Annotated in this window: 12 protein-coding genes and 1 tRNA gene; 4 read left to right on the forward strand and 9 right to left on the reverse strand. The window is 66.6% G+C overall.

All coding sequences use genetic code 11. From position 1 onward, the window contains the following. Window positions 1-29 precede the first annotated feature (29 nt). The 4 genes from HMPREF3165_RS10485 to HMPREF3165_RS10500 form a co-directional block, all read right to left on the reverse strand. The gene (locus HMPREF3165_RS10485) at window positions 30-530 is read right to left on the reverse strand and encodes a DUF3145 domain-containing protein (protein ID WP_004564722.1); all 501 of its coding nucleotides are present in this window, start codon (window positions 528-530) and stop codon (window positions 30-32) included. 174 nt (window positions 531-704) lie between these two features. Further along, window positions 705-1,958, reverse strand: a complete 1,254-nt coding sequence (locus tag HMPREF3165_RS10490; RefSeq protein WP_070513244.1) for a beta-ketoacyl-[acyl-carrier-protein] synthase family protein — start codon at window positions 1,956-1,958, stop codon at window positions 705-707. Between the two features lie 8 nt (window positions 1,959-1,966). Next, a complete protein-coding gene (locus tag HMPREF3165_RS10495) occupies window positions 1,967-2,218 on the reverse strand; it encodes an acyl carrier protein (RefSeq protein WP_070513247.1) in 252 nt (83 codons plus the stop codon). A 261-nt stretch (window positions 2,219-2,479) separates the two neighbouring features. Continuing rightward, window positions 2,480-3,679 carry a PucR family transcriptional regulator gene (locus tag HMPREF3165_RS10500; protein ID WP_020991465.1) on the reverse strand — a complete coding sequence of 400 codons (1,200 nt, stop codon included), beginning with the start codon at window positions 3,677-3,679 and terminating at the stop codon, window positions 2,480-2,482. 264 nt (window positions 3,680-3,943) lie between these two features. Here HMPREF3165_RS10500 and aspA point away from each other — a divergent pair, with 264 nt between their 5' ends. Beyond that, window positions 3,944-5,422 (forward strand): aspartate ammonia-lyase, encoded by a 1,479-nt coding sequence (aspA, locus tag HMPREF3165_RS10505; RefSeq protein WP_070513250.1) that lies wholly within the window; start codon window positions 3,944-3,946, stop codon window positions 5,420-5,422. 99 nt (window positions 5,423-5,521) lie between these two features. Here the strand turns inward: aspA and HMPREF3165_RS10510 are convergent, their stop codons facing one another. Together HMPREF3165_RS10510 and aceE are read right to left on the reverse strand one after the other, a co-directional pair. Then, window positions 5,522-6,160 (reverse strand): DUF3060 domain-containing protein, encoded by a 639-nt coding sequence (locus HMPREF3165_RS10510; RefSeq protein WP_070513253.1) that lies wholly within the window; start codon window positions 6,158-6,160, stop codon window positions 5,522-5,524. 122 nt (window positions 6,161-6,282) lie between these two features. Continuing rightward, the gene (aceE, locus tag HMPREF3165_RS10515) at window positions 6,283-9,036 is read right to left on the reverse strand and encodes a pyruvate dehydrogenase (acetyl-transferring), homodimeric type (RefSeq protein WP_070513258.1); all 2,754 of its coding nucleotides are present in this window, start codon (window positions 9,034-9,036) and stop codon (window positions 6,283-6,285) included. 397 nt (window positions 9,037-9,433) lie between these two features. Here aceE and HMPREF3165_RS10520 point away from each other — a divergent pair, with 397 nt between their 5' ends. Both HMPREF3165_RS10520 and HMPREF3165_RS10525 read left to right on the forward strand, forming a co-directional pair. Next, a complete protein-coding gene (locus HMPREF3165_RS10520; protein WP_009406144.1) occupies window positions 9,434-9,838 on the forward strand; it encodes a DUF3052 domain-containing protein in 405 nt (134 codons plus the stop codon). Between the two features lie 165 nt (window positions 9,839-10,003). Further along, window positions 10,004-10,079, forward strand: a tRNA-Val gene (locus tag HMPREF3165_RS10525). Window positions 10,080-10,114: 35 nt separating this feature from the next. Here the strand turns inward: HMPREF3165_RS10525 and HMPREF3165_RS10530 are convergent. After that, window positions 10,115-11,029, reverse strand: coding sequence for an alpha/beta hydrolase (locus HMPREF3165_RS10530; RefSeq protein ID WP_070513264.1), 915 nt, complete (start codon window positions 11,027-11,029; stop codon window positions 10,115-10,117). 27 nt (window positions 11,030-11,056) lie between these two features. Between HMPREF3165_RS10530 and HMPREF3165_RS13035 the strand changes: the two genes are divergently transcribed. Continuing rightward, window positions 11,057-11,197, forward strand: coding sequence for a YdeI/OmpD-associated family protein (locus tag HMPREF3165_RS13035; RefSeq protein ID WP_083303294.1), 141 nt, complete (start codon window positions 11,057-11,059; stop codon window positions 11,195-11,197). 98 nt (window positions 11,198-11,295) lie between these two features. On the opposite strand, the gene HMPREF3165_RS10535 is transcribed toward HMPREF3165_RS13035, so the two are convergent. Together HMPREF3165_RS10535 and HMPREF3165_RS10540 are read right to left on the reverse strand one after the other, a co-directional pair. After that, a complete protein-coding gene (locus HMPREF3165_RS10535; protein ID WP_070513269.1) occupies window positions 11,296-12,336 on the reverse strand; it encodes a DUF1266 domain-containing protein in 1,041 nt (346 codons plus the stop codon). Between the two features lie 88 nt (window positions 12,337-12,424). Beyond that, window positions 12,425-13,597 (reverse strand): aminotransferase class I/II-fold pyridoxal phosphate-dependent enzyme, encoded by a 1,173-nt coding sequence (locus tag HMPREF3165_RS10540; RefSeq protein ID WP_070513272.1) that lies wholly within the window; start codon window positions 13,595-13,597, stop codon window positions 12,425-12,427. Between the last annotated feature and the right edge of the window lie 161 nt (window positions 13,598-13,758).

Here is a 13,758-nt window from a genome sequence, read left to right on the forward strand (position 1 = left end):
GGCGATGAGGCGTCTTGTGCTCGGCGTTCCTAGCCGACGCGGTGCAGCCAGCGCACGGGCGCGCCGGCTCCGGCGTAGCGGAAGGGCTCGAGCTCGTCATCCCAGGCCTGGCCCAGAGCCAGGTCGAGCTCGCGGCGCATCCTGTCAGGATCAGCCGCGTAGACGAGCGCGGCACGGATCCGGTCCTCAGGGACGACGACGTTGCCGTGAACATCCGTCTGGGCGTGGAAGATGCCCAGGTCCGGGGTGTGGGACCAGCGGCCGCCGTCGGTGCCGACACTCGCCTCCTCGGTCACCTCATAGCGCAGGTTTGCCCAGCCGCGCAGGGCGGAGGCAAGGCTGGCTCCTGTTCCAGCGGGCCCCACCCAGCTGGTCTCGGCCCTCATCATGCCCTGGGCCGCAGGCTGCTCGGTCCAGTCGAGGTGGACACGCGAACCGAGCACCTCGGCCGCTGCCCACTCGATGTGGGGGCAGAGCGCCCGAGGTGCTGAATGCACGAAAAGTACACCGCGGGTGTAGGCACCGATCATGAGTATCGCCTCCTGGTTGGTTTCGAGATTCGCCTTCCCCAACGGTCTCGACCCACAACCGGGCTCATGTCATGACGTACGCGGCATGCACGGCTATTGTGCCTGACCGCACCGGCCGGGTCCAGCGCCGTGGGTCACAGGCGAGGTCTCACGGCGGCTCCCGCCTGAGCACGGCTACTGGCGGGTGAAGACCAGGGCGACGTTGTGCCCTCCGAAGCCGAAGGAGGTGCTGGCCGCCGACGTCACCTGGGGCAGGTCCCGGCCCTGCGGTCCAACAACGTCCAGCCCGAGCTGGGCCAGCTCTGGATCCACTCCGGCCGGCAGCAGCGTGGGCGGGGCCCAGCGCGCCTGCAGCGCCATGACGGTCAGTACCGCCTCCAGCCCCCCGGCCCCACCCAGGAGGTGACCGGTGGCGGACTTCGTGGCGCTGACCGCCGCGTTCGGAACCGTCCTGGCCAGGACACCGGCCTCGACGACGTCGCCGGCCGGCGTCGAGGTGGCGTGAGCATTGACGTGCCCGACACAGCCGGGATCAAGCCCCGCGCGCTCCAGAGCCAGCCGCAGGGCTCGCTCCTGCTCCGCGCCAGATGGCTCCGGACGTGCGACGTCGTAGGCGTCGGCGGTGACCCCGGAGCCTGCCATCACGGCCAGGATCCGGGCTCCTCGGGCCTTGGCATGCGCGGCGCGCTCCAGGATGAGGAGCCCGGCGCCCTCGCCCAGGACGAAGCCGTCGCGGTCCGGGGCGAAGGGGCGGGAGGCGGTCTGCGGGTCGGCGTTGCGTGTCGACAGGGCCCGCATGGCAGCGAAGGCGGCCACGGTCATCGGGTGGAGGGCCGCATCCGTCCCCCCGGCCACCACGACGTCAGCCCGCCCCAGAGCAATGAGATCCGCACCGTAGGCGATGGCCTCGGCTCCCGACGCGCAGGCTGAGACAGGAGCATGGATGCCGCCGCGGGCCCCCAGCTCGATTCCGACGGCGGCCGCCGGGGCGTTGGGCATGAGCGCCGGGACCGCCGTTGGCAGAACCCGCCGGGGCCCCTTGTCCCTCAGGGTGTCCCAGGCCTCCATGACCGACAGGACCGGCCCCATACCCGGGGAGACGGATACCGCCAGACGCTGTGAGGCGACCTGCGGGGCCCCCGCCTGCTCCCAGGCCTGGCGGGCGGCCAGCAGCGCGCACTGACTGGCGCGGTCGAGGCGGCGCAGCTGGCGCGGCGGGAGCATCGCGGCGGGATCGACCGCCAGGGGGGCGCCGATCCGCACGGGCAGGTCATGGCTCTCGACCCACTCGTGCTCGAGGGTGCGAACCGCGCAGGCGCCCTCGTGCAGGGCGCTCCAGGTGGACTCGACGTCTGCGCCCAGAGGATTGACGGTCCCCAGTCCGGTGACGACGACGTCATCAGGGCGGCACTCGGCTTCCGGGCTCATGTCTGTTGTCAGGCCTTCTTGGAGGTCACCAGGTCGACCAGCGCTCCAACAGTGGGCAGGGTCGGGATGAGGGAGTCGTCCAGGGCTACGCCGAAACGCTCCTCGACCTGGGTGGCGATGGTCAGCAGACCCAGCGAGTCGACGTCGAGGTCCTGGGCGAAGGCGGTCTCGCGGGTGATGTCCTTGGCGGCGACGCCGGACTCCTCACTGACGATCTGGGTGATGACGGACAGGACGTCGTCCTTGCTCTGCTCAGCCATGGTGGCTCCTTCGGGCGCCGTGACGGAGCATCCAGGTTCCGTCGCGGCGCAGTGACTCGATGATGGTTGTGGTTAGCCGGCGGCTGCGCCGCAGGTCAGACCATTGTCCCAGATGAGAAGGGGTGCTCCTGCATCGGTGCGTCACAGGGGCCGGCTTGCGGCCGGGGCACGGTCATAGCGCCACGACCGGACCTGTCCGAGGGTGATGGACGGGTCCGGTCGTGAAGGAGTGGACGAGAGTGCGTATTAGGGCGCGGCGCGTCAGGCCTCTCGGCTGACAGCGAGTCGGCCCACGATGATTGCCATGTGCAGCATGAGGCCGTCACGGGCGTTCGTCGCGTCCCAGCCGACCTGCTCGCTGACCCGGCCCAGGCGGTATCGCACCGTGTTGGCGTGCACGAACAGGTTCCGAGCAGTGGCCTCCAGGCTGCCGCCCAGGGCAAGATAGGTGGCCACCGTGCTCTCGAAGGGGTCGCCCATCTCGTGCAGGGGGGCGTGCACCAGGTTGAGGATCTGCTCGCAGGCGAGCTCATCGCCGGCCAGAAGGCGCTCGGGAAGGAGATCGTCGGCGTGGACCGGGTTGGGAGCCTCGGCCCAGCCGGGCAGCGCGCGCAGCCCGGCCAGGGCCGAGCGCAGTGAACGGCCCGCGTGCGAGATCCCTGGAACCACCGGGCCGACGACGGCTGACCCGCCCAGGCCGCCGGCCACCTGCATGGCCGCCTGGTCCACCAGCTGCTCAGGGGTGGCCTCCCGGCCGGAGTGCTTGGACGTCCCAGCGTGAGCCGCCTGGCTGTCGCCCAGGACGATGAGGACGGAGTCGCCGCGTACGGATACCAGACAGTCGCTGGCCAGGTTGCGGCACTCGTGACGCAGCCTGGAGACGCCGAGCGCATCCAGAGTGGTCTTGGCGGCGATGGCCGCCACCGGCCCGGTCCCGTTCCAGCCGGCGGTTCCGGCCCGGGTCGCGGCGTCCTCGGGGGCGTCATGAAGCATCGCGTCGACCGCTACGGACTCCAACCGTGCGTCCCAGGCGCCGCGGGCCTCAGCTGCCCGGGCGTACACCTCGGCCGCGGCGAAGCCGACGTCACGTCCGAAGGTCAGGACGAGGATGCGGACGGTGTCATGGTCCTCCTCGGGTACGGCTCGAGGCGCCTCGTCAACAACAACGTCGAGGACGGTGCGCACCAGAGCCAGGGTCTGCTCCAGCGTGATGACGCCGGTCAGGGCCGCAGGCGCCACGGAGAAGATCTGCGAGGGGGTCAGCGGTGTCGAGGGGTTCTCCGCCGAGTCGACGAACATGGTGACGCCCAGGCGGGCCACCGCCGCGATCTGGTCACGCGATCCTTCCGGCAGGGTTCGGTAGAAATCGTGGGCCGAACTGATGCGGTCCAGTGAGTGTTCAATAATTGTGTCCTGCGCCTGTCGCAGTGCAGACACTCCCGGAGCGCTCAACTCATCCATGCTGTGGATGCTACCGACTGGAATATCCTGAGGACAGTAGGTTCTCGATTGGCGCGGCGTGTGATCCGACACGAGTTTGTCTTGAAAATACGGGGATAACTGAGGGTGGTGTGTCGTCGAGGCGGAGCGGATTAGTCAGGTTACAATAGCGTAACCATTGTGGAAGCCATGGTATGTGAATCTGCAATGACCTGAACGTGCGCGTCGTATGTCAGCATGGATGTGCGCAAGCAGGTGCCTAGCTAGACAACTCGGAGGCTCAGGATGACGAAGGCAACCCGCACAGAGGAAGATCTTCTTGGTGCACGGGAAGTTCCATTAGAAGCCTATTGGGGAATCCACACGCTACGTGCGATGGAGAACTTCCAGATCTCTGGATCAGTGGTTGGCGACGAAGAGGCCTTTGTTCGCGGCATGGTGCAGGTGAAGAAGGCATCAGCGTTAGCGAACAGTGATCTGGGGGCTCTTGACCCGGAGGTCGCTGGTGCGATTGTGTGGGCGTGTGACCAGGTGCTGGTTGCTGAGCGTTGCCTCGATCAGTTCCCGGTCGACCAGTTCCAGGGGGGTGCTGGGACCAGCGTCAACATGAATACCAACGAGGTGATCGCCAACCTCGCGCTGGAGTACCTGGGATATGCCAAGGGCCGTTACGACATCATCAATCCCAACGATCATGTCAACAAGTCCCAGTCGACGAACGACGCCTACCCGACCGGATTCCGTTTGGGACTGTTCGCCCTCGTCGGTTCGCTCATCGAGGAGCTCGAGCGACTCATCGCGGCGATGCGAGCCAAGGGAACCGAGCTCGTCCATGTTCTGAAGATGGGGCGTACTCAGCTTCAGGATGCTGTTCCGATGAGCCTGGGGCAGGAGTTCGAGGCCTTCGCCGTTCTGCTGGAGGAGGAGGTCAGCCGGCTTCACAACAATGCCGCCCTGCTTCTGGAGGTGAACCTCGGGGCCACGGCGATCGGCACGGGGCTCAACACGCCTCCGGACTATCAGAGCACTGTTGTCGGGCGTCTGCGGGAGATCACCGGTCTGGACATTCGAGGAGCGCATGACCTGCTGGAAGCCACGAGTGACACAGGTGCCTACGTCTCGATGCATGCGGCGATCAAGCGTCTGGCGGTGAAGCTGTCCAAGATCTGCAACGACCTGCGCCTGCTGTCCTCCGGACCTCGTGCGGGGCTGGGGGAGATCAGGTTGCCTGAACGCCAGGCCGGATCCTCCATCATGCCGGCCAAGGTCAATCCGGTGATCCCCGAGGTGGTGAACCAGGTCTGCTTCAAGGTCATGGGAAACGATGTGGCGCTGACCTTCGCCGCTGAGGCGGGACAGCTTCAGCTCAACGTCATGGAACCGGTGATCGCCCAGGCGATTTTCGAGTCGATCAATCTGCTCACCCGCGGGATGTCGACCCTGCGGGAGCTGTGTGTCGTGGGGATCGAGGCCAACGAGGAGGTATGTCGCCGCAATGTGCTGGACTCGATTGGAATCGTTACCTACCTCAACCCGGTGATCGGTCATCACAACGGTGACCTGGTGGGCCGTGAGTGCGCCCGTTCAGGACGCAGCGTGCGAGAGGTGGTTCTGGAGATGGGGCTGCTCGAGGAGTCTGTTCTTGATGAGATTCTCAGCCCTGAGAATCTTCTGCGCCCCCATTTCCGCGACTTGAACGTCTACTCAGGATCCGATCCGTCAACTCCGCCGGTTGTGTCCGCGGCGCCTGACTCGGAGGGGTAAGGGGAATCGGCCTTCCGAAGGCCTGCGGGCGGTCAGCGGCTTGTCGCACTGCCTCGCCGACCTCGGAAGGCCGATTCCGGCTCTATATCCCGCAGGGCATCATGAGAAGGAACGGCAGGAGCGGACGACCGGGGCGTGAACGTCCTTGCCGATGATGTTGAGGCCTTGCGGATCCACCTTCGCCTGCGGAGGCCTGGAGTGCCAGAAGACGTAATTCTGGCTGTCACCGTCGTTCGCGCCGAACGTGACTTTATTGGAAGCGCCGACCCAGACCGTGTTGTCGAAGCCGTTGATGGTCAGTGACTCGATCTCTCCTTCGATGACGACCACGAGACTTTGTGCGGTGATTGTTACGTCTCGAGCGCCTGCCGAGACCTTGACCACCTGATCGGTGGAGAGCTCGTTAGCGGTGACACTGACCTGCTCGGAGGCCGGTATGACCTTGGTGACCTGGGCCTCCGCCTGGGCGCGGGTGTCCTCCGCGTCGTTGTCGGTCAGCTCGTCGTCGTAGTCCTGGATGTCGGAGGATGTGCAGTTGCCGTACTCCAGCGGATCCATGGGACTGGTGTCCTCCAGCTTCCCTGTCGGCTCCTCCGCGGCTTCTGGGGCGTCCTGAGCCTGGTCCGGCGGGGCCGAGGACGTCCCCCTGGCGCCGGTCCAGCCGACTGAGCAACCGGACAGGGTCAGTAGGCACGCGGCCATGAAGGCGGTGGAGCGCAGGAGCTGGGAGCGGGACAAGGGGGGACCTCATTCGGCAGACATGATTCGGCAGACATGGTGGTGCCGGTGGAACACGGAAGACCGCGCTCCACCGGCACCACAATTGGTCAGTGCGTCCAACTATAGCCGCACGGGGCGGATCAGGACTCCCCTCCCTGGGAGCCGGAGGTGCCTGCGTTGACGTTGGTCAAGTCATAGCGGGCAACGGCCTGGGCCAGGACGGAGCGGTCGAGGCGTCCCTGCTCCACCAGAGCCTGGAGGGCGCGCACCACCACCGACTGGGCGTCAATGAGGTAGTGGCGCCTGGCGGCGGCCCGGGTGTCGGAGAATCCGAAGCCGTCGGCGCCCAGCGTGTAGTAGTCGCCGGGCACCCAGGCGCGGATCTGGTCGGGGACCAGGTGGTCGTAGTCGCTGGTGGCGATGAAGGGACCAGTGGCCTCGGAGAGCTTCTGCGTCAGGTAGGGGACCTGCCGCTCGCCGTCGGGGGCCAGGAAGTTGGCCTTCTCCACCTCCAGAGCCTGGCGCCGCAGCTCGTTCCAGCTGGTGACGGACCAGGTGGCGGCGCGCACGCCCCAGTCCTCGGCCAGGATGCGGCGAGCCTCCTCGATCCAGGGCACCCCGACGCCGGAGGCCAGGAGCTGGACCTCAGGGCCCTCGCCGTCAGGAGCCGTGCTGATGCGGTGAATACCACGCAGGATTCCCTCGACGTCGACACCGTCGGGCTCAGCGGGCTGGTGGATCGGCTCGTTGTAAACGGTCAGGTAGTACATGACGTCGCGGTTGCGACCCGAGTCCGGGCCGTACCAGCGCTCCAGGGCGTCGCGCACGATGTGCCGGATCTCGTAGGCATAGGCCGGGTCGTAGCTGACGACGGCGTCGTTGGTGGCCGCGATGACAGGGGAGTGACCGTCCATGTGCTGGGTGCCCTCACCGGTCAGGGTGGTGCGCCCGGCGGTGGCCCCGATGATGAAGCCGCGGGTCAGCTGGTCGCCGGCGGCCCAGAACTGGTCGCCGGTGCGCTGGAAGCCGAACATCGAGTAGAAGATGTAGACCGGGATCATGGGCTCGCCGTGGGTGGCGTAGCTCGTTCCGGCCACCTGGAACAGGGAGACCGAACCGGCCTCGTTGATGCCCGTGTGCATGAGCTGACCGGAGGCGGACTCCCGGTAGGACAGCATCATGTCGGCGTCGACCGGCGTGTAGTTCTGACCCTGGGTGTTGAAGATCTTCTTGGTGGGGAAGAGTGACTCCAGCCCGAAGGTGCGCGACTCGTCCGGAACGATTGGGACGATGCGCCGTCCGATGCCCTTGTCCTTGATGAGCTCCTTAAGCAGGCGCACGAAGGCCATCGTGGAGGCGACCTCCTGCTTGCCCGAGCCGCCCTTGAGGATGTCGTAGGTCTTGTCACCGGGCAGCTCGAGCTCGACACCGGCATCGCGGCGCTCGGGGATGAAGCCGCCGAGCTGACGGCGCCGGTCCAGCATGTAGAGCAGCGAGGGGTCGTCGGCAGCCGGCCGGTAGTAGGGCGGCATCTTCGGGTTGGCCTCGAGCTGCTCGTCGGTGATCGGGATGTGGAGCCGGTCGCGCAGGGCCTTAAGGTCGTCCAGCGTCAGCTTCTTCATCTGGTGGGTGGCGTTACGGCCGGCGAAGTGGCCGCCCAGGAGGTAGCCCTTGACCGTGTGCGCCAGGATGACGGTGGGCTGGCCCTTGTGCTCCGTGGCCGCTTTGTAGGCGGCGTACATCTTGCGGTAGTCGTTGCCGCCGCGCTGCAGGGCCCAGATCTCGTCGTCGGTCCAGTCCTTGACGAGCTCGGCGGTGCGCGGGTCGCGGCCGAAGAAGTGCTCACGGATGTAGGCGCCGTCGTTGGCCTTGAAGGTCTGGTAGTCGCCGTCGAGGGTCTCCATCATGAGGTGCTCGAGGGCGTGGTCCTTGTCCGCGGCGAGGAGCTGGTCCCAGCCACGGCCCCAGATCACCTTGATGACGTTCCAGCCCGCGCCCTTGAAGAAGGCCTCGAGCTCCTGGATGATCTTGCCGTTTCCGCGCACCGGGCCGTCGAGGCGCTGGAGGTTGCAGTTGATGACGAAGGTGAGGTTGTCCAGCTGCTGGTTGGCGGCCAGCTGCAGCATGCCGCGCGACTCGGGCTCGTCCATCTCGCCGTCACCCAGGAAGGCCCAGGTGTGCTGCTGAGAGGTGTCCTTGATGCCGGCGCCCTGGAGGTACTTGTCGAACCAGGCCTGGTAGATCGCCTCCGACGGGCCAAGACCCATGGAGACGGTGGGGTACTCCCAGAAGTCCTCCATGCGGCGCGGGTGGGGGTAGGAGGGCAGGCCGCGGCCACCGGCCGGGCGCGACTCCTCCTGGCGGAAGCCGTCCAGGTCGGCCTCGGTGAGACGTCCCTCGATGAAGGCGCGGGCGTAGTTTCCTGGTGAGGCGTGGCCCTGGAAGAAGACGTGGTCGCCGCCGCCGGGGTGGTCCTTGCCGCGGAAGAAGTGGTTGAAGCCGACCTCGTAGAGGGTCGCGGTCGAGGCGTAGGAGGAGATGTGTCCGCCGACCCCGACCCCGGGGCGCTGGGCGCGGGTGACCATGACGGCGGCGTTCCAGCGCAGCCAGCGCCGGTAGGTGCGCTCGGCGCTCTCGTCACCGGGGAAGTAGGGCTCGTTGGCGACGTCGATGGTGTTGATGTACGGCGTCGTCGTCTCGGTGGGGACCGTGACGTTCTTCTGCCGGGCCTGGGCCAGCATGCTCAGCAGGATGTAGCGCGCGCGCTTGGCGCCCTTGTCCGCGATGAGGGCATCGAGGGACTCGTGCCACTCCTTGGTCTCCTCTGGGTCGTTGTCGGTCACCTTTGTCAGGAGGCCGTCAATGAGCGGCGTGGAGTCACTGGTGGGGCTCACGGAATCCTCTTTCCTCGCGTCTGTGCGGTCGGCCTGAGCCTCATTGCGTGCCGTGGCGCCGAAGGTGGCGTCGGCGTGCGCCTGAAGTCAGGCCACTGTGGATGACGGCCCTAATCTACGACCTGCAACGGCGCGAACGCTGCACCCAACGGGAGGAAAGTCCTACCTCACGTATGGTGTGACTCACATGATGGTGGGTTGATTTCGGTACCTGGGGCAGAGGGGAAGGAGCCTCGAGTTCGCGGCCGCGCTGGAACCAGCCTTCAAAGGAAAGTCCAAGGTAACCTGACGTGCGTGTTCACTTGCGCGGCTGGTGCCCGGTGCGGTGGGCTAGTACCTATCGTCCAGCAACGGGCGAGCGGTAGACGGGCTGGGCCCAGAAGGACGGTGTAAAGACGTGGCGAGTACAGCGGGTGGGGCTTTCGGCTTCGCCTCCGGTCTCATCATTCAGGAGTTCGGCTACGACGACGACGTCGACGAGACCTTGCGGCAGGCCGTTGAGGCGGAGACCGGAACCACTCTGGTGGATGAGGACTATGAGGACGTGGCCGACTCGGCCATCGTGTGGTGGCGTGACGACGACGGCGACGTCGACGACCTCACCGATCTCCTCGTGGACGCTCAGGCCAACCTCGACGGCGCAGGACTCATCTGGGTGCTGACGCCCAAGGCGCGCACCACCGGCGCCGTCCCGGCCGCTGAGGTGGAGGAGGCCGCCCAGACGGCAGGCATGCATGCGACCTCCGCAGCCTCCATGGGGCAGCACTGGAGTGGCATCAGGGTCTCCAGCCGAGGGCGCTGAGACGACCCCGATGGCCGCGTGACATTCTCCGCTCTCCGTGGCGGAGATGATTGGTGGCACGTCCGGCGGAGGCGGTAAAGTCTCCGGCTGAGGCGGCTCGCGCCGTCAGTTTTGTGTGCAGGCACTGGGAACTCGGGCAACGTGCTCCCGGCCGCCACTGCACCTGGACCTGTAGCTCAGTTGGTAGAGCAACGCGTTTACACCGCGTCGGTCGTCGGTTCGAGTCCGGCCGGGTCCACCATGAGTGTGGCTGGGCACCGGCGGGCCCGCAGTTCCTCAGGCCTCACCCTGCGAACCGAGGCGCCGAGCCAGGCCGGCGACGGCGTCGACGAGTTCCGTGACTCCGGGGTCCTCGACGGGGAAGTGGCCGCACTCGCGCAGAATCACCAGGTCGGCCGGACCCGCTGCTCGCGACAGAACTCGGGTGCTGAGCTCGATCGGCGTCCACGCGTCCCGACCTGGGTGCAGAAGCGTCACCGGCGTGCGGTTGCGCTCGGGTGGGGTGTGTGTGAACCGCAGGTAGGAGGCGAGAAACCCTAAGGGGACCCTGGCGGCGCCCCCACGCGGATCGATAGAGCACAGACGAGACAGCGCGCGATCGCGGCTCATCCTCCGCAGGTTCGCCACCGCGCTCATCGAGACCATGGTGTGCGCCAGTCCTCCTCGGGCGAGCATCGACAATGGCCCGCCCAGGACGCCCAGTGCTCCTGCACGCGTCATATGCGCTCGGGCGCGCCAGTTGCCCGGGTCAAGCAGACACGTGGCTGCCACCGCCGCAACATGCGGCGAATGGGCCGCCACCTCATAGGTGAGAAGACCACCGATGCTAGCGCCCAGAAGCACCAGGGGGCGGTGGTCGCGCTCGGCCTCAATGAGGTCGACGAGGAGATTGACCCAGGTGTCGTAACGCACGGCTGCGGGAACCGGAGACCTCGTGCGCCCGTACAGAGGCAGGTCGACGGCACTGACGTCGATGCCGCGTGAGGCCACCAGTGCGGCGATGGGCCACAGCGCCCCGCTGTGCCCGCCCGCCCCGTGGACGATCAGCACCCGGGCTGGCGCCCCCGGGGCGGATGCACGCGCAATGTGCACACGATGGCCGTGCCACCGCCACCACGTCGACCTAGGCACCAGCGAGGCCGCGTGCTGGTGGTGGGGCGGCAGGAAGGGCACGTACGGATTGGCCTGCATACGTCGATGCTAGTTGCGTGAGCCGCGGTGGCGGAGAGGATATTCGCGGCTCTGCACCCATCGCACCGTAACGAGTACCTGCGATGGATCGGTGAGGCGAAGCGCGCCGAGACACGTCGTCGCCGGGCCGTCAAAGCAGCAGAGATGATGGTGGACAAGCACGGATAGTCCCAGCCCGGACCTGGCTGCCCGCGCCGAGCGGTCGTCATGGTGATAGGCGGGCACAGTCCGGCGTCTCGGTGCAGTGCCGCCGTTGACGCGATTCCTCAGGCGCGCTTGGCGAAGCGGTGGTGCTGGTCGGCGTGGGTGCCGAAGTGCTGGGGGCGGTGCTGCCCGCGGGCAATGACCTGATCGTCGACCCAGCGTTCCCAGTGCGTGGCGCGCTTCCGATCGCCTGCACTCAATGGTGTGGCCACGCCGGCATCGAGCAGGTCGTCGAGGATCAGGAACGAGGGCTCAGGAGTCTCGACGTCCCAGTCGATGAGCCCCCATGGCCCGTCGGGGCTGAGGAGAACCAGCGAGCGGTTGAGGTCGTGCAGGTCGTTGAAGTGCTCGTCCTTGCCGCTCGTGGAGTTCCAGTACCAGCGGGCCAGCCGGAACGACTCCGACACCTGCGTCCAGCTCCGATAACGCTCCCGCAGCCCACGGTCCAGGATCGCGAGCGTGTCCCAGGTCTCCTCCTCGGTCAGCCAGCCCAGCGCGAATCCGCAGCGCGTCAGCATGCCGGCACGCACCAGGTCCCAGGCGGAGAAGTCCACGTTCCGGATGTCCCGATCATTGTTGAGCATGCGCTCAAGGCGCCACAGCGTCTCGGCAGCGTCTGAGGATGACGCGGCAGACTCTCGCAGCTCGTGGCGCTCAGCCTCCGCCAGGGAGGTGTCGATCCAGCGGGCGCGCTCCGCTTCGAAGCCGGTGCGGTGGCCGGAGGTGATGAGCCAGTGGACCCGGGAGAGGAGATCGGTGCGGGAGCACACTCCCCAATCGAGGGAGAGCATGGTGCGCGTGCCGTCAAGATCGGAGCAGGTGAGACGGTCGCACGGGTCCCGGCGGCACAGGGAGTACGGCGCGCAGATCGCCAGGAGTCGCTCATGTGGGCCGGCGGTGAACTCATCGGGCGTGGAATCCTTGACAGGCCGATGGTGCTCAGTCAGCTCATTCCATGTGGACTCCTCACCCCGGTGTGGGGCGGAAGCTGCCTTGTCGCGGCGCAAGCGTATTTTCTGATGGGTTGTTTTGGAGATCTCGATAGTGGCGATCACTCCAAAAACCGCCAGCGCGGCGGAGAGAAGCAGGGTCTGCACGGACATGACGAGAATTGTGCAACATGTGAACAGGTGAGTGCCACATTGATGCACATGGCTCGACACTAGATTATTGAGTTGAATGCCTGTTTATTTACAGACTGTTGATGAAAGTTTCGAGGCGCTCCATTCCCTCGCGCAGCTCGTCGCGGGAGGCTGCGTAGGACAGTCGTACATGGGAGCGGGCCGTGGTCGTGGAGAAGTCCTGCCCCGGAGTGAGCGCCACATGCGCCTCCTCCAGAGCACGGTGACAGAAGGTCTGGGCATCGAGCCCTGTGGAGGAGGCGTCGAAGTAGACGTAGAAGGCGCCGTCGGGCAGGACCGGGACCGGGAGGCCGATGCGTTCCAGCCCGTCGAGCACGATGCTCCTGCGGGCGAAGAGCTCTTGGCGGCGCTGCTCGCACACGGAGATGGATTCGGGGGAGAACGCCGCCAGCGCGGCCTGCTGAATAGGCGTCGAGGCGCACAGGAAGTAGTTCACCGCCAGGTTCTCCGCGGGGGCCACCAGCTCCTCGGGAAGGATCGCCCAGCCCAGTCGCCACCCCGTCATCCCGAAGTACTTGGAGAAGGAGTTGATGACGATTGCCTCGGGGTCGGTCTCCAGGACAGTTCGGGCCGGTGCGCCGTCCTTGTCTGGATCGGCCAGGCCCAGGTAGATCTCATCGACGATCCGCCAGGCGCTGCGTTCGCGCGCCAGTGCACAGATCGACGCCAGCTCCTCGAAGGGAATCGACGTGCCCGTGGGGTTGGAGGGGGTCGCCAGCATCACCGCGCTCGTCTGCTCAGTCCACGCCGCCTCGGCTGCGGCCCGGTCCATCTGGTACCGGCTGGCAGGACTGGTGGGCGCCAGAACGATCCGACCGCCATAGGTCTCCACCAGCTGCCGGTTGCAGGGGTAGGACGGATCTGCGATGACGACGTCGTCACCGGGCTGGGTGGTAGCAGCGGCCACCAGCAGGAGCGCCGAGGACGCACCGGTGGTGACGACGATCCGGGCGGGATCCATCTCAACGCCGTGCCTGTCCCGGTAGAAGCCCGCAATGGCCTCACGCAGTGCGAGTAGACCCAGGGCGGGGGAGTAGGGCAGTGGCCGGCCGTCCATGACACGGCGCATCTCCTCGCGGACCGCGGGAGGGGCGCCGAAGTCGGGCTCGCCCAGGCTGAGCTTGGCAATCGAGTGGCCCTCTGCCTGGAGGATCCCGGCGCGTTCGCCAATGCTCATCGCATAAAAGGGCTGAGCGGCTTCGGCCCGGGCGGCGATCTTCATGACGGCTCCTTGATGCGGGGGTGGGGCAGGGACAGTGTCCCCCTTCCCGTAGCGGGAGGGCAAAGGTCCCGTAGACCCGGGAGAAGAGGAGACGACAAGACCTCCTGATCCCGTATTTTCCCGGTTAATACCTTGTCCTCCCGTACTGTGTCTGAAAGGCT

Origin of the sequence: Actinomyces sp. HMSC08A09, from assembly GCF_001807465.1 — a bacterium.
GTDB lineage: Bacteria > Actinomycetota > Actinomycetes > Actinomycetales > Actinomycetaceae > Actinomyces > Actinomyces oris.